General features: G+C 63.2%; 15 protein-coding genes. 12 read left to right on the forward strand and 3 right to left on the reverse strand.

Features of this window, described 5'->3' with window-relative positions; genetic code table 11:
* Window positions 1-11: 11 nt before the first annotated feature.
* The 3 genes from AC07E3_RS03720 to AC07E3_RS03730 are packed head-to-tail and all read right to left on the reverse strand — an operon-like array spanning window position 12 to window position 2,831.
* Window positions 12-494 (reverse strand): aromatic-ring-hydroxylating dioxygenase subunit beta, encoded by a 483-nt coding sequence (locus tag AC07E3_RS03720; protein WP_223005496.1) that lies wholly within the window; start codon window positions 492-494, stop codon window positions 12-14.
* A complete protein-coding gene (locus tag AC07E3_RS03725) occupies window positions 494-1,825 on the reverse strand; it encodes an aromatic ring-hydroxylating dioxygenase subunit alpha (RefSeq protein WP_478360334.1) in 1,332 nt (443 codons plus the stop codon). The genes AC07E3_RS03720 and AC07E3_RS03725 overlap by 1 nt, the downstream gene beginning before the upstream one ends.
* Window positions 1,826-1,865: 40 nt before the next feature.
* The gene (locus AC07E3_RS03730; protein ID WP_478360335.1) at window positions 1,866-2,831 is read right to left on the reverse strand and encodes a PDR/VanB family oxidoreductase; all 966 of its coding nucleotides are present in this window, start codon (window positions 2,829-2,831) and stop codon (window positions 1,866-1,868) included.
* Window positions 2,832-3,026: 195 nt separating this feature from the next.
* On the opposite strand from AC07E3_RS03730, the gene AC07E3_RS03735 reads away from it, so the two are divergent.
* From AC07E3_RS03735 to AC07E3_RS03790, 12 genes are all read left to right on the forward strand, one after another.
* Window positions 3,027-4,067, forward strand: coding sequence for a TRAP transporter substrate-binding protein (locus AC07E3_RS03735; protein WP_478360336.1), 1,041 nt, complete (start codon window positions 3,027-3,029; stop codon window positions 4,065-4,067).
* Window positions 4,067-4,576: a TRAP transporter small permease gene (locus tag AC07E3_RS03740; protein ID WP_322340333.1), complete on the forward strand. Its 510-nt coding sequence runs from the start codon at window positions 4,067-4,069 to the stop codon at window positions 4,574-4,576. Before AC07E3_RS03735 ends, AC07E3_RS03740 begins: the two co-directional genes overlap by 1 nt.
* On the forward strand, window positions 4,576-5,862 hold the full coding sequence (locus AC07E3_RS03745; RefSeq protein WP_478360337.1) for a TRAP transporter large permease: 1,287 nt from the start codon (window positions 4,576-4,578) through the stop codon (window positions 5,860-5,862). Before AC07E3_RS03740 ends, AC07E3_RS03745 begins: the two co-directional genes overlap by 1 nt.
* Window positions 5,863-5,874: 12 nt before the next feature.
* Window positions 5,875-6,399, forward strand: a complete 525-nt coding sequence (locus AC07E3_RS03750) for a MarR family winged helix-turn-helix transcriptional regulator (RefSeq protein ID WP_478360338.1) — start codon at window positions 5,875-5,877, stop codon at window positions 6,397-6,399.
* Window positions 6,396-6,836 (forward strand): RidA family protein, encoded by a 441-nt coding sequence (locus tag AC07E3_RS03755; protein WP_007009260.1) that lies wholly within the window; start codon window positions 6,396-6,398, stop codon window positions 6,834-6,836. The genes AC07E3_RS03750 and AC07E3_RS03755 overlap by 4 nt, the downstream gene beginning before the upstream one ends.
* A 59-nt stretch (window positions 6,837-6,895) precedes the next feature.
* Window positions 6,896-7,972: an NAD/NADP octopine/nopaline dehydrogenase family protein gene (locus AC07E3_RS03760; RefSeq protein ID WP_478360339.1), complete on the forward strand. Its 1,077-nt coding sequence runs from the start codon at window positions 6,896-6,898 to the stop codon at window positions 7,970-7,972.
* Complete coding sequence (locus AC07E3_RS03765) at window positions 7,972-8,955, forward strand: 3-hydroxybutyryl-CoA dehydrogenase (RefSeq protein ID WP_478360340.1); 984 nt, start codon at window positions 7,972-7,974, stop codon at window positions 8,953-8,955. The genes AC07E3_RS03760 and AC07E3_RS03765 overlap by 1 nt, the downstream gene beginning before the upstream one ends.
* A 61-nt stretch (window positions 8,956-9,016) precedes the next feature.
* Window positions 9,017-10,030: a TRAP transporter substrate-binding protein DctP gene (gene dctP / locus AC07E3_RS03770; RefSeq protein WP_478360341.1), complete on the forward strand. Its 1,014-nt coding sequence runs from the start codon at window positions 9,017-9,019 to the stop codon at window positions 10,028-10,030.
* A 57-nt stretch (window positions 10,031-10,087) separates the two neighbouring features.
* Entirely contained in the window at window positions 10,088-10,585 is a 498-nt protein-coding gene (locus tag AC07E3_RS03775; RefSeq protein ID WP_478360342.1) for a TRAP transporter small permease, read from the forward strand.
* Window positions 10,585-11,901, forward strand: coding sequence for a TRAP transporter large permease (locus AC07E3_RS03780; protein ID WP_478360343.1), 1,317 nt, complete (start codon window positions 10,585-10,587; stop codon window positions 11,899-11,901). The genes AC07E3_RS03775 and AC07E3_RS03780 overlap by 1 nt, the downstream gene beginning before the upstream one ends.
* Before the next feature lie 4 nt (window positions 11,902-11,905).
* On the forward strand, window positions 11,906-12,679 hold the full coding sequence (locus tag AC07E3_RS03785; protein WP_478360344.1) for an aspartate/glutamate racemase family protein: 774 nt from the start codon (window positions 11,906-11,908) through the stop codon (window positions 12,677-12,679).
* Window positions 12,680-12,796: 117 nt separating this feature from the next.
* On the forward strand, window positions 12,797-18,259 hold the full coding sequence (locus AC07E3_RS03790) for an alpha-2-macroglobulin family protein (RefSeq protein WP_478360345.1): 5,463 nt from the start codon (window positions 12,797-12,799) through the stop codon (window positions 18,257-18,259).
* Window positions 18,260-18,261 lie beyond the last annotated feature (2 nt).

The raw sequence follows: 18,261 nt of genomic DNA on the forward strand, positions 1-18,261 counted from the left end.
CTGCTGCGCCTTTAAAGGAACATCTGGATATTGCCGAAGGCGGCATCGGAATTGAGCAGATCGACGCGCTTGTGGGTGATCTTCAGCTTTCCCTCGATGAGTTTCAACTCGTGACGTGCCGTGGCGGCGAGCAGGATCTGGTCGTCGAGCCGCGTCTCCACATAGTGGAATGCCGTATGGGTGACATACTCACCCTTCTCATCGTCCATATGGTCGATGAAGGGGCGGTTCAGAACGTGGTGGCAGCGGGTCTTCGGCTTCTGGGAGAAGGTGCGCTCGCCCTTGAAACGCTCGACGCGCAATTTGCGCATGAAGGCATCTTCATGCAGCAGCGAGGTGACGTGCTTGGCGTCTTCCTGATTGTAGTCGAGCGGCATCCAGTAATAGCTGTCATGGGTCCACAGATCGAGCCATTCGTCGAACCGGCCATCGTCCAGCATGCGGGCTTCTTCATAGACGAAGTCGATCAGGTCTTCGCGGGTGGGAGCCTTCATCACGCGTCTCCTTCCATCGTCATCGTCATGTATTTTTCCCACGCGTGGAACTGGTTGCGCATCTGGCGCTCGGTGGTGCCGTTCTCGACGGCGATCTCGTCGAAATTCTCGCCTTCCTGGTAAAGGCGCTGGACATTGACCCATTCCAGACCGTCGGAGTGCAGGCCCTCCTGCGCGCGCTCATACATTTCCAGATCGTCATGGCCGACCATGGAGGTGGGCGCGTTGATCATGCGGTTGTACATGGCGGTGCGCTCCAGAAGCATGTCGGGCGCGCCCACCAGCCGGTAGATGTAGCTTTCGACCAGGGTTTTGTCGGCGGCGATGGGGGTGAACAGCCGCAATTGCTGGATCGGCCCCTTGATCATGATGTTGGGGAAATAGACCGTGTTGTGCCGGTTCTCGCCGAGGATCGCCTTTGCGCGCTCCTCGCCATAGGCCTCGACCATCTGCTCGTAATAGCCGGGAATGGCCGAATAGTCGGAGTGGATCGAGTGATGCACGCCGGTGTGGCCGTGGCCGTTTGGCCAGGTGCGGATGCCCATGTTCTCGAAGAATTCGTAAGGGCTCATGAAGGGGGCGATCACCTCCATGGCCATGGGCTTTTGCGTGCCCTCGGGTTTGTCCATCTTCTCCCACAGGTCGATGGCCGTGCCGGCGGAGCTTTCATGTGCGACCATGGGATGGCAGGTGTCGGTCTGGTTCTCGACCAGCATTTTCCAGTTGCAGCGATGCATGTAGCGTAGCGGCGGCCCGGCCACCTCCAGACGGCCCTCGGGCGAGCGGTCGACCATGTTGTCGAAGGAGCTCAGCGCCTCTCCGAAGAAGCTTTCGAAGTCCGGGCCTTCCCTGTTGAGGCGGGCGAAGATGAATCCGCGATAGTTCTTCACCGCACCGACCGGTGCCATGCCATTGACGGATTCGCTTTCTTCGAGCCCGGTGTCCTTGTAGCCCTTGCGCAACGGGATCGCGAGCAGGCAGCCATTCGTCTTGAACGACCATGCATGATAGGGGCAGCGGAAAAACTTGCCCGTGTTGCCCGTGCGGTCGATGGCGATCTTCGTGCCCTTGTGCGGGCAGCGATTGTGCAGGACGTAGATCTCGTTGTCGGAGTGGCGCACCATGATGACCGGCTTGGTGCCGATCTCGGTGGTGAAATAATCGCCCTTGTTGGGCGTCTGGCTCTCATGGCCGACGAAGACCCAGGTGTTAGCGAAGAGATGTTTCATCTCCAGCTCGAACACTTCCTGATCGATATAGACGTCGCGGTGGACTTCCGTGGGCCGGATCAGATTTCTGATCGCCTGCGGGTTGTTCGCGTAACGGCTCATGGCTTGCTGCTCCCTTGCTGGCCGCCGTCCAGTCGATCTCCTAGAGGTCGAGGACGAGCCGGTCGGATTTTGCGCGTGACACGCAGATCTGCATGACGTCGTTTGCCGCGCGTTCATCGTCGGTGAGGATGACATCGCGGTGGTCGGGAATGCCGGACAGGACCGTTGTCTGACAGATGCCGCAATCGCCGCGCTGGCAATCGTAGATCAGGTCGACGCCTTCTTCCTCGAGCACTTCGATGATGGACTTGCCCGGCGGAATGGTGAAGACCTGACCCGTGGAACTGATTTCGACCTCGAAGGGCTTGTCGCCCGCTTCGGCCTCATGCGCCTCGAAGAGTTCGAAATGCACATGGTCCTTCACGATGCCGCGGGCATGGGCGATCTCGCGCACCGCCTCGATCATGCCGCGCGGGCCGCACACATAGATGTGGCCTTCCGCCGGCGCCTTGCCGATCAGCGCCTTCAGGTCGATGCAGGTTTCGGGCTCGTCGTCGCAATGGATGGTGAGGGCATTGGTTTCGATGGCCTCAAGCGCATCGACAAAGGCCAGAAGCGTGCGCGAACGACCGGCATAGTGAAACGAGAAAGGGCGGTCCTTCGCCTTGAGTTCGGCAGCCATGGAGATAAGCGGCGTGACGCCGATGCCGCCGGCGATGAGAAGAACAGGCGCTTGCGCTTCGACCAGCGCGAAGTCGTTGCGCGGGGCCGATGTTTCGATGACGTCGCCTGCTTTCAACCCATGCATGAAGCGGGAGCCGCCCTTGCTGTCCTCTTCGAGGCGCACGCCGAGGCGATAGGTGGCGGGCGCGTCGGTGGCTCCGGGTTCCACGCTGGTATTGATTAGGGAATAGTGCCGGTCCGAGCCATCGGGCAGCGCAACGCGGATATGTGCGCCGGCAGAAAATCCGGGCAGCGTGCCGCCATCGGCTGCTTCCAGCTCGAGCGTTCGAATTTGTGGGGTCAGCGCTTCGCTCGCGCGCACCTTGAGCTTCAGTTCGCCCATTGCCGAAATCTCCTCCCTCTGCGGCTCCTCCATTTAATCCGCTCGGCGGGCGGATTGTCAGCCACAGTTTCCAATTAATATGAATTCGCATATTTATGCCTTGTCAAGCTTCAAGCCTAAAAAAGTGAAATTTCATCTTTTTAAGCTTGAAGCGCGCTGAAACTTGTGGAAGCCTCAGGGCTGGAGGAGGCCGTCATGGGAGGAACAACGATGACGCGCATGATCAAAACACTTGTATCTGCATCTATTCTATCGACAGCCATGAGTTTTGGTGCCATGGCGCAGGAGACGGTTCTGCGCATGTCGAACTGGCTGCCGCCGTCTCATCCGATTGTCAGGGACATGATGATCCCGTGGGCGGAGAAGCTGAAAGAGGCCAGCGACGGCCGCATCGAGGTGCAAATTCTGGATGCGCCGCTTGGGCCGCCGCCGGCGCATTTCGATCTTGCCGCCAATGGCGCCGTGGACCTGACATTCGGCGTTCATGGTTATACGCCGGGGCGCTTTACCCTGACGGAAATCGCAGAAATGCCGTTCCTCGCCGATACGTCCGAGAGCCTTTCGGTGGCCTTCTGGCGTGTGTTCGAGAGCGATCTGGCGCAGGCCGAGGAGCATCGCGGCACCAAGGTGCTGGGCGTTTTCGGGCATGGGCCGGGGCTCCTGTTCACCAAGGGCAAGCCGGTTTCGCCTCTTTCGGACCTGTCCGGTGCCAAGATCCGCGTTGCCGGCAACATCACCAACAAGCTCGCCGAAGCGATGGACATGGTGTCGATCCAGGCACCGTCTCCGCAGTCCTATGAAATCCTGTCGGGCGGCATCGCGGACGGTATTTTCTTCCCGGTCGAATCCGTGCCCTTCTTCAAGCTCGAAACACTGGTCGACAAGGCGCTGCGTGTGCCCGGCGGTCTCTACAATGTCTCGTTCTTCTTCGTAATGAACAAGGCGAAGTTCGACAGCCTGTCGGATGAGGACAAGGCGGCCATCGAAGAGGTTTCCGGCGAGGCGTTCTCGCGCATGGCCGGTCAGGCCTGGGATGCGGCGGATGCAGCCGGCATGGACGTGATCGGATCGACCGTCGATTTCCACGATGCGACCGAGGAAGAGCTTGCGACGCTGCGTGAGAAGACGCAGCCCATGTTCGACGATCTGGCCAAGGCCTATGAGGCCAAGGGACTCGATTTCGACGTCGTCATGGGCAAGCTCAAGGACGAAATCAAAGCGGTGGCGGCTGAATAATGGCCGCCTCCTCCGAGCGGATCGCAATGCGGGCTCGGCGGTGGCTAAGACTGGCGACCGCCGTGCTTTGCGGCGCGTTTCTGGTGGCGCTGACGCTGGTGACAGTGGTCGATGTGATCGGCCGCTATCTCCTGTCGTCGCCGCTACCGGGTGCCGCGGAATATACCGAAATCCTCCTGATGGCGATCGTGTTTGTGGGGCTGCCGGCGGTGTGTCTGGATGACGGGCATGTCAGCGTGGATCTACTGACGGCCGGGCTCAAGGGCGTGGCCGAAAGGATCCAGCTCAATCTTGCCCGGCTTGTGGTCGCCGTGGTGCTGGGGCTCGTTTCCTGGCAGCTCTGGAAACACGGAACCCAGCTCGACAGCTACAATGAGGTGACGGTGTATCTGCGTGCGCCGCTCGGGCCGTTCGCCAAGGCGACGGCAGTCATAACCGGTGTCTGTGCGGTGGTTACATTTGTCATGGCGGTGCTGCGCCTGCCCAAAAGCGATGGCGGGGGCGTTTGATGGCGTGGCCGGTCGGAATGGCGCTGCTTCTGGCGCTCATCTTCGCGGGCGTGCCCATCGCTTTTGCGATGACGGCGGTGGGGCTGATCGGCGTTGTCTCGATCGTTGGCTGGCACCCGGCGCTGGCCATGCTGGGGCAGGTCTTTTTCGACAGTGGCAGGAGCTATACGCTCTCCGTCGTGCCGCTGTTCCTTCTGATGGGCAATCTCGTGGTTCAGTCGGGCGTGGCGGGTGATCTCTATGCGGCGGCCAATGCCTGGCTGCGCCACCGCAAGGGCGGGCTTGCCATGGCGACCATCGTTGCCTGCGGCGGGTTCTCATCCGTGTGCGGTTCGTCGCTTGCCACCACGGCGACCATGGCCCGCATCTCGCTGCCGGCGATGCGCAAATATGGCTATTCCGACCGGCTGGCGGCCTCGTCCATCGCGGCGGGTGGCACGCTCGGCATTCTCATTCCGCCGTCGGTGATCCTCGTCATTTACGGCATCCTCACGCAGCAGAACATCGGCAAGCTGTTTCTGGCCGGCCTTTTGCCCGGTGTCGTCGGCGTGATTGGCTACATGATCGCCGTGCGTCTGTCGCTGGTGGTCTATTCTGAGCATCTGGAGACACAGCCGAAGCTCCCACTGATCGACCGCATTCGCGCCTTGCGTGGCGTCGTGTGGGCGCTGGCGCTTTTCGCTTTCGTTCTGGGCGGTATCTATCTTGGCGTTTTCACGGCGACGGAAGCGGCGGGCATGGGTGCGGGCGGGGCGTTTCTCCTCACCTTCATGCGCGGCCGGCTGACCCTGCGGGCCACGCTTTCCACGCTCTTTGACACGGCAAAGACCACGGCGGTGATGTTCTTCATCCTGTTCGGAGCGCTCTATTTCCTGAACTATGTGAACTTCTCCGGCCTGACCGGTGACCTGCGCAACTGGATCAACGCCTTCGGCGTCGGCCCGTACCCGGTCATCTTCATGATCGTGCTGATTTATCTGGTGCTGGGATGCCTGCTTGAAAGCATCTCGATGATCACGCTGACGGTGCCGATCCTGTTTCCGATTGTCACCGGGCTCGGCTTCGACCCGATCTGGTTCGGCATCTTCGTGGTGATCGCCACCGAACTGAGTTTCATCACGCCGCCCATCGGCATGAACGTTTTCGTCATGCGCACGGTGGCGCCCGACATTCCGCTGGAGCGCATTTTTGCCGGCATTCTGCCCTTTGTGGCGATGGATGTGGTGCGGCTGGCGCTTCTGATCGCGCTGCCGGCGATGGCGCTTCTGATACCCAATTCCATGTGACCGGAAAAGATGATGGCGAACGACGAAGACAGGATCGAGATCGACCGCAATGCCGGGTTTGTCGGCGACTACCTGCTCTATCTGCTCGCCGCCGCCAGCGATGCGGCCAGCACGGACTTTCATGCCCATGTGCGCGAGCAGGGGCTGCGCGTGCCGGAATGGCGCATCCTCGCCTGCCTCTGCGACGAGGATGGTCAGATGGTGACGCAGCTCGCCCAGCTTGCGCTGATGGAGCAGTCGCATCTGACCAAGATCATCGATCACATGGCATCGAAGGGACTGGTGAAACGCCGCAGCGACGAACGCGACCGGCGTCGCGTGCGCGTGTTCCTGACACCGGCCGGACGCGAGCTTGGCGGGCGTCTGGTAGATGAGGCGCAGGCCCATGAGCGGGCGATCATCGCCCGGCTTCGCCCCGGCGAGGCGGCGCTGCTGAAAGACGCCCTGAGGCACATTCACGCGCTGTACCGCGCCGGCAGCGGCGTTGCGCCCGCGCCGGTCGCCGGACCGGTGAAACTGGAGACGAGAGCGACATGAGCGAGACCGAGAACGCCCCGAACGCTGCCGAGCCGCGCCTGCTGCACGAAACGGTGAGCCCGGAAGGCTGGCCGCAGCCGAAGGGCTACGCCAATGCCGTGATGACCGATGGCGGCATCATCTATACGGGCGGGCTGGTCGGGTGGGACCGGGAGGGCCGTTTCCCGGAAGGGTTCGTCGCCCAGGCGCACCAGACGTTTCGCAACATCCGCGACGTGCTCGAAGCGGCTGGCGCTGGGCCGGAACATCTCACGCGCCTCACCTGGTATGTGACGAGCGTGGAAGACTATCTGGCCGACCCGAAAGGACTGGGAAGAGCCTATCGCGATGTTTTCGGCCGCTGTTTTCCGGCCATGGCCACGGTGGAGGTAACGCGCTTGGTGGAGCCGGAGGCGGTGGTGGAGATCGAGGCGACGGCGGTTCTGCCCCGGGGGTGAACCAGCGTGCGTGAAATGAATGCCCGTGACTGAGTGCGGGCGAGGAGGAGAGTGCAGACATGAAAGTAGCTGTTCTGGGTGGAGGCAACGGGTCTTATGCTGCGGCTGCGGATTTCGCCGAGGCGGGGCATGATGTCCGCTGGTGGCGGCGCGACCGCGCCAGTTTCGCCGATGTCGCGGAGGCAGGCGGCATCACCCTGACGGATCACGAGGGCAGCCGGAAGATCGCGGTCGTGCCGACCGACGATCTTGCTGCAGCGCTGAAAGGCGCGGAGCTGATCGTTGCGCCGACGCCGGCGTTCGCGCAGGAGGACATCGCCACGAAGCTCGCGCCGCATCTGGAGGACGGGCAGGTGATCTACCTGCCGCCCGGCACGTTCGGCTCCTACCTGATGATGAAGCGGATTCGCGAAGCGGGCTCGAAGGCCGACATCGCGATTGCCGAGACGGGCACGTTGCCATGGCTGACGCGCAAGCAGGGGCCGCTGGAAGTGCGCGTGACGACGCGGGCCTCGCGCCTGCCGACCGGCGTGCTGCCGGCGCGGCACACGGATCATGCGATCAAGGCCATTGCAGCGGTGTTCCCGGCATCCATCGAGCCGGTGGAGGATGCGCTGTCGGGCGCGCTGATGAACGCCGGCCCGATCATCCACCCGCCGCTGATCCTCATGAACGCCGGTCCCATCGAGCATTTCGACCGCTGGGACATTCACAATGAGGGAACGCAGCCCTCCATCCGCCGCACGCACACCGCGCTCGACAATGAGCGCATGGCGATCCGCGAGGCGCTGGGCTATGGCGCACCGCATTTTCCGCTCGCCGATCACTACGAGACCAGCAACTGGATGTATGGCAATCTGGCCCATGACAAACTGGTGGATTCCGGCGACTGGCACGAGAAGCTGGACCTGAAATCGCACCGCTACATGCTGGAGGATGTGGGCATGGGCCTCGCCTTCATGGTTTCGGTCGGTGAATGGGCAGGCGTGCCCTGCCCGGTGGCGACCGGCCTCCTGGCGATTGCCGGTGCGGTGGCCGAGCGCGATTTCCGCGCCGAGGGTCGCACGATGGAGCAGATCGGTCTTGCGGGCGAGAGCCGCGAGGCGGTGCAGACCATGCTGCGCGAGGGGCTGTGATGGCGGGCGACGTGACCATCGCCTGCATCGGCGCCGGGCGCATGGGCCGGGGCATAGCGCAATGCGTTGCCTATGCGGGCCATCAGGTGCGGCTGATCGATGCCAAGGAGCGTGACGCCGACGCCTTCGCAAAACTGCGCGACGAGGCGCTGGACGAGATCCGCACGGCGCTCGCCTCCATCGCTGCGCTCGGTGCTTTCAAAGTCGATGCCGTTCCGCAGATCATGGAGCGGGTGAGCATCGTGCCGCGCGGCGAGGCGGCGGCGGGCCTTTCCGGCGCGCGGATCGTGTTCGAGGGCGTACCCGAGGTGACGGACGCCAAGCGCGATGCGTTTGCGCTGTTCGACGCCCATGCGGATGGCGACGCCATTCTGGCATCGACCACCTCAACCATGCTGTCGACGGAGCTGGCGGGTTTCACCTCTGCGCCGGAGCGCTTTCTCAATGCGCACTGGCTGAACCCGGCATTTCTGATGCCGCTGGTGGAACTCGCCCCGGCCGACGAGACGGATGCGGAAACGACCGCTTTCGTGCGCGCCTATCTTGAAGGCATCGGCAAGGTTCCGATCGTCTGCAAGGCTTCGCCCGGTTACATCGTGCCGCGCATTCAGGCGCTCGCCATGAACGAGGCGGCGCGGATCGTGGAGGAAGGCGTTGCTAGCGCCGAGGATGTCGACAAGGCGGTGACCTACGGTTTCGGCCTGCGCTTCGGCGTGCTGGGCCTTCTGGAATTCATCGACTGGGGCGGTGGCGACATTCTCTATTATGCAAGCCGATATCTCGCCGGGGCGTTTGAGGATGAGCGCTACCAGGCACCGGAGATCATCAGCCGCAATATGGAAGAGGGGCGTATCGGTCTGAAGACCGGCTCCGGCTTCTTCGATTACTCCGGCATGGATGTCGATGCCTATCGCCAGCGCCGCATGGCCGCCTTCCTGAAGGCGCTCGACAATGCGGGGCTTGTGCGGCCGCCAAAGCTTTAGGGAACAGTTGAAACCAAAACCGGGTGGAACAAGCCCGGACAACCAGAGAGGACGAAGAAAAATGTACCAAGCCAAGACCAGATCGATCGCCAGGACCATCAGAAACGGCCTTCTTGCAACGGCGCTGACCAGCATCGCCTTTGCCGGACAGGCCAGTGCGGAAGAAACGCTGAAGGCGATTTCCGCCTTCCCGCAGTCGCTCGCCTTCTCGCAAAGCTTCAAGGGCTTTGTCGACCTCGTGAACGAGCGCGGCAAGGGCGTCATCCAGATCAATTATGCGGGCGGGCCGGAAATGTTCCCGCCGAACCAGCAGGTGGATGCGGTCCGTCGCGGCGTCGTTGACATGCAGTATGGCCCCGCTTCCTATTATCTCGGCACGATGCCGGAAGCGGATGCCTGGGTCGGCTCGACCGTGACGGCGGCGAAGGCACGCGAGAATGGCGGCTTCGGCATCATGCAGGAAGCCTTTTCCAAGAAGCTCGGCGTGAATCTGCTCGCCCATCTCGATACCGGCGTGCAGTTCTACATCTACACGATCAACGAGCCAAAGCGGACCGAGGATGGCGGCATCGATCTCGACGGTCAGCGCATCCGCTCGCAGCCGATTTACAATTCCTTCTTTGAAGCGCTGGGGGCCATTCCCGTCTCCGTTCCTGTGCCGGATGTCTATACGGGTCTCGAGCGCAGCACGTTTGACGGTTCGGGCTGGCCGATTGTCGGCATTCAGGATCTCTCCTGGGACAAGTTCCTGCGTTACCGCATCGATCCGGGCTTCTTCCAGACCGACCTCGCCGTTGTGGTGAACCCGGCGAAATGGGACAGCCTGAGCGACGAGGCCAAGAAGATCATCAACGAAGCTGCGGCCGAATATGAGCAGACATCCTATGAGAACTTCCAGAAGGTGATCGAGGAGACCGACAAGGCGGTTCGCGAGAAGGGCATGGAAGTGATCACGCTGGAGGGCGAGGCGCAGGCGAAGTTCCTTGATCTGGCCTATGACAGCGCCTGGAAGCGGATGAAGGATTCGGGGTCGGAATATTACGACGCATTGCGCGAAGCCTATTACGATCGCTGATCCCGTACCGGCGGGGGCCCAGGCTCCCGCCGCACTCCCTTTGAAAAGCCGCGCGCCATGTTTCTGATACGTCTCTATAACCGGATCATCACCGGGCTGGCCGTGCTGGGCGCCGCCAGTCTCGTTTTCATTTCGCTTGCCATCATTGTCGACGTTGTCTTGCGTAACACCGGGTTTCGCCCATTCCAGTCGACAAGCGCCATCGTCGAATATGTGATGCTCTTCTCCACCATGGCGGCTGCGCCCTGGCTGGTGCGCAACAACGGGCATGTGGCGATCTCCTCCTTCGTGGGAGCGATGCCAGACGGCGCGCGCCTTCTGGCGGGGCGGGTCGTGCTGGTTCTCGCCATCCTGACGCTTGGCCTCCTGTGCTGGCGCTCGGCGGCGGTGGGGCTGGAAATGGTGCAGTCGCGCGCGGTCGACATGCGCTCCATCAACATTCCCTCATGGGTTCTCTACGCGATGCTTTCCGTAGGCTTCGGCCTGATGGCGCTGGAGTTCCTGCGCATGCTGTTGCGGGGCGAAACCTATACGGGTAGCGGGGGAGCGCACTGATGGCCTGGTATGAAGCCACACTTCTAATGATCGGCGGGCTGCTCGCGCTGATGTTCTTTGGCATGCCGGTGGCCATCGCCTTTCTGGCGATCAACATTGTCGGCGTTGTCATTTTCATGGGTGGCATGATCGGCATCGATCAGCTGGTCGCCAATGCTTCCACATCGGTGACGAGTTTCGCGCTGGTGCCGGTGCCGCTCTTTCTCATCATGGGCGAGCTTCTGTTTCACACGGGGCTTGCCATTCGCGTTTTCGATGCGCTCGACAAGTGTTTTGGCGGCATCAAGGGGCGGCTTTCCTATCTGACAGTGGGCGGCGGCACGATCTTCGCCACCCTGTCGGGCTCCTCCATGGCCAACACGGCGATGCTCGGCACCACGCTGATGCCCGACATGATCAAGCGCGGATACAAGCCGCACATGATCATGGGGCCGATCCTGGCGACCGGCGGTCTAGCCATGATTATTCCGCCATCCTCGCTGGCCGTGCTGCTCGGATCGCTGGCGCGGATCGATGTGGGTGCTCTGCTGATCGCGGGTCTGGTTCCGGGTCTTGTGCTGGCGCTCATGTTCCTTGCGACGATCCGCATACAGATCGCGCTCGATCCAGAGGCGGCACCTGGCTATGCGGCGGAACGGGCAAGCGTCTCCGAGATCGCCCGCGCGCTTGCTGTCGATGTCCTGCCCATGGGCATCGTGGTCTTTGCCGTGGTCGGGCTCATCCTGCTCGGCTGGGCGACGCCGACCGAATCCGCCGCCTTTGGCGCGCTGTCGGTGGTGGTGCTCGCGGCCTGCTATCGCACGCTGAGCTGGGAGGCCGTCGTTCGTTCGCTCACCGGCACGCTGAAAGTGTCGGCCATGATGCTGATGATCATCGTGGGCTCCACGACCTTTTCGCAGATCCTTGCCTTCTCCGGCGCGTCCTCCGGGCTGATCGCGTTTGCCACCAGTTTCGAGCTGAACGCCTATGTGGTGCTTGCCATCATGTTCCTGGTGCTTCTGCTTCTCGGCATGTTCATGGATCAGCTCTCGATCATGATGCTGACGCTCCCGATCTTCATGCCGCTGGTGGCACTCTACGGGTTCGATCAGATATGGTTCGGCGTGGTGATGCTTCTGGCGCTGGAGCTCAGCCTTGCGACCCCGCCCTTCGGCCTTCTGCTCTTCGTCATGGTTGGGGTGAGCCCGGCCGGCACGACCATCGGGCAGGTGGCGCGGGCCGCGCTGCCCTACATCGCCTGCACGCTTTTGCTGGTGGTCTTGCTGGCGCTTTTCCCGCAACTGGCCCTCTGGCTGCCGGGCCTCATCAGGAGCTGACCGCATGAAGATCTGGTATCAGAGCTATGTCGATTACGAGAACGGCGCGGGATATTGGGATGAACTGCGGAAGCATCTCGATGCGATTGTCGATCCCGGCACCGAGATCGACATCAAGGGCATTACCCCGCATGACAGCTATGCCCACGCCATCGTGGAGTTTCGCTGCGCGCGCGAGGTGATCTGCAATGCGGTGCGGGCCGAGCGCGAGGGCTATGACGCCTTCATCATCGGCCATTTTCAGGATGCCGGCCTCTATGAGGCGCGGTCGGTGGTCGACATTCCGGTGCTGGGCATGGGGGAGGCGTCCATGCTGCATGCCTGCCAGCTTGGCCAGCGCTCGGGCATCGTCACCATCAACCGGCGTTACATTCCCTGGTTTCACCACCAGATCGGCAAATACGGTCTCGGCGAACGCGTGACCGGCGTGCACGCCATGGATTTCGAGCCGGGGCAGATCCTTGCTGCCTTCGGTTCCGATGAGCGGCTTGAAACCGTGCGCGCCCTGTTTGAGGAGCAGGCCCGGCCGCTGGTGGAACAGGGCGTGGATGTGCTCATTCCCGGCGGTGGCATTCCCATGCTTCTGTTCTCGCAATTGCAGGCGCACCGGGTGGATGGCGCGCCGGTGATCAACGGCATTCCGATTGTCGTGAAGCTGGCGGAAATGGCGGTGAAGCTGAAGCGGCTGACCGGCCTCAGCGTCAGCCGCACCTCGGATTTCGTAAAGCCGCCGGAAGAGATCATCGAAGAGTTCATGACCCACCCGAAGGGTCTGTAAGCAAAAATCAGAGCGTCTTCGCGCCTTTAGGCAATAATTCTCCTGGCCTGTTGACTGGCTTTTGCAAAGCTGCCCCAATATCAAGGGGACGACATCGGCAGCGCCTGGAGGATTGCTATGCGTGCGGCACGCGGACTCTCCCTGTTTTTCATTTTTGTTTTCGGGTTTGCAGCAATGGCTGCCGCGCAGGATGCGCGCCGGATCGTGACCAGCGAGAATGCCGATTATTTCGGCTTCGACCTGCGCACCGAAAAGGATGTGACGCTCGACCAGTGCAAGGCGGTGTGCCTTGCCGATCCGCAGTGCCGGGCCTTCACCTACAACACCAGCGCTCAATGGTGCTTTCTGAAGTCGGACTTCAATCGCCTCGATCCGTTCGCGGGCGCGGTGGCCGGCAAGGTTGTGGTGAGCGGGGCTGCTGCCGATCTTGGCGCGCCGCCGGCGCTGCGCTTCGTGCCCGACCATGTGCTGCGCGAGGCCGATCAATATCGTGACGAGGTGCTGCGCACGCAGAATTCCGTCAATGCCGGTTTTGCGGCGCTGGCCGCTGCGGGCGGTCAGGCGCTGGCGAACAATGATCCACTCAATGCGATCCGGGCCTATTCCGCCGCACTTGTGGTGGAGCCGGACAATGCGGGCCTGTGGTCTCAGCTTGCGCGCGCCGCGACGGTGGCGCAGCCGGCCGGCGACATGAACCTCTATCGTCTCCAGCGCGCCGGCACGGGTGCAGCCGTGAACGCCTACAATCTGTCGCGCAGCACCGATGACCGCGCCGAGGCGCTGGCCGTTCTTGCGCCGGCTCTTGAGCGACGCAACCTGTTCCGCCCCGCGCTCAGCGCCTATGAGGCGAGCCTGGCGCTCAGGACCGCGCGCGATGTGCAGGAGGCCTATGCCGATCTCAAGCGCCGCAAGGGGTTCCGCGTGATCGACCATTCGGTCGATTCCGACAGCGCCACCCCGCGCGCCTGCGTGCAGTTTTCCGAGGAACTGGTGAAGAGCGGCGTCGACTACACCCAGTTCGTGACCGTCGACAATCTGCGCTCCTTCGCCGTCGACCGCAGCGACAAGGAGCTTTGCGTCAGCGGACTGAAGCATGGCGAGCAGTATCGCATCGTCATCCGGCAGGGCCTGCCGGCAGCCATTGGCGAGGTGATCGCCGAGCCGGTGCCGCTGGAAATCTACGTGCGGGACCGTGCGCCTTCGCTGCGCTTTACCGGCGACAATTTCGTGCTGCCGTCTTCGGCGCGCCGGGGCATTCCGTTCGTTTCCGTGAACACCGACAGTGCGACGCTGTCCGTCTACCGCGTTGGTGACCGTGCGCTTGCGCGTCTTTTGAGTGAGGGGCAGTTCCTGCGCCAGCTCAATGAATATGCGGTGGACGAGGTGGCCGACCAGATGGGTGCGCCCGTCTGGGAAGGCACGATCGAGGTTGACGCTGAACTGAACAAGGATGTCGTCACCAGCATTCCCATCGATGAGGCGGTGCCGGAGCGCAAACCCGGCGTCTACATGATGACGGCAGTGCCGGAAGGCGACCGGAGCCAGAACTGGGACAACCGCGCCACGCAGTGGTTCCTTGTCTCCGATATCGGGCTTTCCACTTTTGCCGGCGAGGACGGGCTTTCGGTCTTCGCGCGTTCGCTGGCGAACGCGAAGCCGCTCGATGGTCTGAAGCTCAGACTTGTGGCGCGCAACAATGAGGTGCTTGGCGAGGCGGAGACCGATGGCGATGGTCATGCGCGCTTTGATCCCGGTCTGGCGCGCGGCTCTTCCGGTCTCGCACCGGCGGCGATCATCGCTGAAAATGGGACTGAGGATTTCGTCTTCCTCGACATGACGCGCGCTGGCTTCGATCTTTCGGATCGCGGCGTGGCGGGGCGTCCTTCGCCCGGGCCGCTCGACGTCTTCGCCTGGACGGAGCGCGGCATCTATCGCACCGGCGAGACGGTGCATGCGAGCGCGCTCACGCGCAATCCCGCTTCGGATGCGGTGGAGGATCTGCCGCTGACCTTCATCTTCCGCCGTCCCGACGGTGTGGAGGACCGGAGCATCGTTTCCGATGGCGCAGCGCTTGGCGGTCATGCGGTGGCGCTTGATCTGCCCGGAAGCGCGATGCGCGGCACGTGGGTGCTCGGAATCTATGCCGATCCGAAAAAGCCGGCGCTGGCCGAGAAGAATTTTCTGGTCGAGGATTTCGTGCCCGACCGCACCGAGTTCGCGCTTGCGAGCGCCGATGAGACCGTGCCGGTCGGTGGTGCGACGGATGTGACCGTCGATGGCCGCTATCTCTATGGCGCGCCGGCGGCGGGGCTTGCGCTTGAAGGCGAACTGACGGTCGCGCCGACGCGCGAATGGAAAGCCTTCCCCGGCTATGTCTTCGGCCTCGATGATGAAGAAGACGTGGAGGCGCTGCGCGTCTCGCTGCCCGGCCTGCCCGAGACCGATGCGGAGGGGCAGGCGCAGTTCCCGGTGGCGCTGGATGGCGCGCCTTCGACCACGCGTCTCCTGAAAGCGCAGGTGAGCGTGCGCATGCGCGAGGCCGGTGGCCGCGCCGTGGAGCGCGCGCTGGAGATCGATGTCGAGCCGGAAAGCGCGATGATCGGCCTGAAGCCGGAATTCACCGGCGGGCGCGTTGCCGAGGGTGCCACGGCGAATTTCCGCGTGATCGCGGTCGATCCGAAGGGTGAGCGCATCGCCATGGACGGCCTCGAATGGAAACTGCTGAAGGTGGAGCGACACTATCAGTGGTATCGCGATGGCGGTTCCTGGAACTATGAGCCGATCACCACGACGAGCCTCGTGCGCGAGGGAACGGTGGACGCGAAGGCCGACAGCGAACCGCAGATCGGCGTTTCCGTGGACTGGGGGCGCTATCGCCTAGAGGTGGAGAGCCCGGATGCGGGCGGGCCGATCACCAGCGCGGCGTTCGATTCCGGCTGGTATGTGGAGGCCGGTTCCACCGAAACGCCGGACGGGCTGGAAGTGGCGCTCGACCGCGACGCCTATGCGGTGGGCGAGACGGCGAAGCTGAAGATTTCGCCACGCTTTGCCGGCGAGGTTCTGGTGACGGTGGGCTCTGAGAGCCTTCTGGAAACCTTCACCGCAAAAGTGCCGGAAGCCGGCGCGACCGTGGACATTCCGGTGACCGATGCACTCGGGGCTGGGGCCTATGTGACCGCAACGCTGTTCCGCCCCGGCGACGATGTGGAGAATCGTCTCCCCATGCGCGCCATCGGCGTGCGCTGGCTCAAGGTCGATCCGGGTGCGCGCGATCTTTCGGTTGAACTCGGCGTGAAGGAACAGGCGCGTCCCGATGAGAGCCTTTCCATCCCCGTCAGCGTTGGCGGGCTGGCACCGGGCGAAGAAGCCTATGTGACCGTGGCGGCGGTCGACGTGGGCATTCTCAACCTCACGCGCTACGAGCCGCCACAGCCGGACGCCTGGTATTTCGGCCAGCGCATGCTGGGCATCGAGATGCGCGACATTTACGGGCGGCTGATCGACGGTTCGCTGGGCGCGATGGGGCGGCTGCGCACTGGCGGCGATGGCGGCGGCATGACGTCGACCGGCAGCGCGCCGACGCAGAAGCTGGTCGCCTTCTTCTCCGGCATCGTGAAGGTGGACGATGACGGGAAAGCGGAGGTCTCCTTCGACATTCCGCAGTTCAACGGCACGGCCCGCATCATGGCGGTCGCCTGGTCGAAGAAGGGTGTGGGCAGCGCGCAGCAGGATGTGATCATCCGCGATCCCGTTGTGCTGACCACCAGCCTTCCGCGCTTTCTGGCTCCGGGCGACGAGGCGCGGCTTCTGCTTGAAATCGCCAACACGGATGGCCCTGCCGGCAACTATCGCCTCACGGTGATGGCTGAAGGGCCGGTCAGCGCCGATCTGCGGTCGCTCTCCGATACGGTGACGCTTGAGGCGGGCGGCAGGGCAACGCTCTCCGTGCCTGTTTCGGCGACGAACCAGACGGGAGAGGGCGCGCTGACGGTGGCGCTTGCGCATGAGAGCGGGCTTTCCGTGGAGAAGAGCGTGTCCCTGCCGGTGCGGCCCGGCGTGATGCCGGTCGCCACCCGCAGCGTGGTGACGCTTGCGGCCAATGGCGGCAGCGTCACGCTGGACGGCGCGCTTCTGGAAGACAGCTTTGCCGAGAACGCGTCGGTGAGCCTCAACATCTCGCGGGCCGACGGGTTCGACATTCCGGCACTTTTGATGTCGCTCGACCGCTACCCCTATGGCTGCACGGAGCAGACCACTAGCCGCGCGCTGCCGCTGCTCTATGTGAGCGAGCTTTCAAAGGCTGCCGGGCTGGAAGACGATCCGGCGCTGAAAGGGCGCATCGAGGACGCCATCACAAGCGTGCTTGCCGCCCAGTCTTCGTCTGGCGGTTTCGGTCTCTGGGGACCGGGATCGGGCGATCTGTGGCTCGACGCCTATGTGACGGACTTCCTCACCCGCGCTGGCGAGCAGGGCTTTGCCGTGCCCGAGGCGGCGATGGGCCAAGCGCTGCAGAACCTCTCGAACACGCTCGCCTATGACACGGATGTCTCCTCGCGCGGCAGCGAGATCGCCTATGCGCTCTATGTGCTGGCGCGCAACCGTAAGGCTTCCGCCGGCGACCTCCGCTACTATCTCGACACGCGGCTCGATGAGTTCTCCACGCCGCTGGCCCGTGCGCAGCTTGCCGCGGGTCTCGCGCTCTATGGCGATGCGGAACGTGCGGAACGGGGCTTTGCCTCCGCCTTCCGTCTCGCTCAGGGCATGAGCGGGCGCTACACGGCGCGCTCCGATTACGGATCGCGTCTGCGCGACGGCGCGGCGATGCTGGCGCTGGCGGCAGAGAGCCGGCCCGAACCGGCGCTGGTGCCGCAGATGATCGATCTGGTGGCCGATGTGCGCGGTGACACGCGTTACATGAGCACGCAGGACGAGGCGTGGATGCTCCTTGCCGCCCGCGCGCTGAGCCAGTCGAGCGACGATCTGAGCCTGACCGTGGACGGCAATGCGCATCAGGGCGCATTCTCGCGGCGGCTCTCCGGGCTGGAGATCGAGGCAGCGCCGCTGACGGTGGCCAATCAGGGCGATGAGCCAGTCGATGCGGTGATGACAGTCGTTGCCGCGCCGCAGCAGCCGCTGCCGGCGGGCGGTGAGGGCTTCGCCATCGAGCGGCGCTACTACACGCTCGACGGCAGGGAGGCGAATGTCTCCGAAGCGCGCCAGAACGAGCGCTATGTGGTGGTTCTGGAGATGACGGAACAGAACGCCTGGCCCTCGCGCGTGCTGGTCTCCGACCTGCTGCCGGCGGGCTTTGAGATCGACAATCCGCGCCTTGTCGGCAGTGCGGAACTGGCGAATTTCGAGTGGCTTGGTCGGACGGATGCGGTTCACGCCGAGTTCCGCGACGACCGCTTCATCGCCGCCTTCGACCGCAATGGGGGCGGCAAGTTCCGGCTCGCCTATGTGGTGCGTGCGGTGACTCCGGGCGTCTACACGCATCCGGCGGCGAGCGTGGAAGACATGTACCGTCCGCAATTCTCCGCCCGCACGGCCACGGGCTTCATGGAGATCACGGGGCAGTAGGC

The organism is Nitratireductor lacus, assembly GCF_056431025.1.

What these genes read in the sequence shown, in the direction of transcription:
- AC07E3_RS03765 (WP_478360340.1), top strand. Translation starts at nt 7,972, where the DNA reads ATGGCGGGCGACGTGACCATCGCCTGCATCGGCGCCGGGCGCATGGGC.
- AC07E3_RS03745 (WP_478360337.1), top strand. Translation starts at nt 4,576, where the DNA reads ATGGCGTGGCCGGTCGGAATGGCGCTGCTTCTGGCGCTCATCTTCGCG.
- AC07E3_RS03775 (WP_478360342.1), top strand. Translation starts at nt 10,088, where the DNA reads ATGTTTCTGATACGTCTCTATAACCGGATCATCACCGGGCTGGCCGTG.
- AC07E3_RS03725 (WP_478360334.1), bottom strand. Translation starts at nt 1,825, where the DNA reads ATGAGCCGTTACGCGAACAACCCGCAGGCGATCAGAAATCTGATCCGG.
- AC07E3_RS03735 (WP_478360336.1), top strand. Translation starts at nt 3,027, where the DNA reads ATGGGAGGAACAACGATGACGCGCATGATCAAAACACTTGTATCTGCA.
- AC07E3_RS03785 (WP_478360344.1), top strand. Translation starts at nt 11,906, where the DNA reads ATGAAGATCTGGTATCAGAGCTATGTCGATTACGAGAACGGCGCGGGA.
- AC07E3_RS03750 (WP_478360338.1), top strand. Translation starts at nt 5,875, where the DNA reads ATGGCGAACGACGAAGACAGGATCGAGATCGACCGCAATGCCGGGTTT.
- AC07E3_RS03730 (WP_478360335.1), bottom strand. Translation starts at nt 2,831, where the DNA reads ATGGGCGAACTGAAGCTCAAGGTGCGCGCGAGCGAAGCGCTGACCCCA.
- AC07E3_RS03720 (WP_223005496.1), bottom strand. Translation starts at nt 494, where the DNA reads ATGAAGGCTCCCACCCGCGAAGACCTGATCGACTTCGTCTATGAAGAA.
- AC07E3_RS03740 (WP_322340333.1), top strand. Translation starts at nt 4,067, where the DNA reads ATGGCCGCCTCCTCCGAGCGGATCGCAATGCGGGCTCGGCGGTGGCTA.
- AC07E3_RS03755 (WP_007009260.1), top strand. Translation starts at nt 6,396, where the DNA reads ATGAGCGAGACCGAGAACGCCCCGAACGCTGCCGAGCCGCGCCTGCTG.
- AC07E3_RS03760 (WP_478360339.1), top strand. Translation starts at nt 6,896, where the DNA reads ATGAAAGTAGCTGTTCTGGGTGGAGGCAACGGGTCTTATGCTGCGGCT.
- dctP (WP_478360341.1), top strand. Translation starts at nt 9,017, where the DNA reads ATGTACCAAGCCAAGACCAGATCGATCGCCAGGACCATCAGAAACGGC.
- AC07E3_RS03780 (WP_478360343.1), top strand. Translation starts at nt 10,585, where the DNA reads ATGGCCTGGTATGAAGCCACACTTCTAATGATCGGCGGGCTGCTCGCG.
- AC07E3_RS03790 (WP_478360345.1), top strand. Translation starts at nt 12,797, where the DNA reads ATGCGTGCGGCACGCGGACTCTCCCTGTTTTTCATTTTTGTTTTCGGG.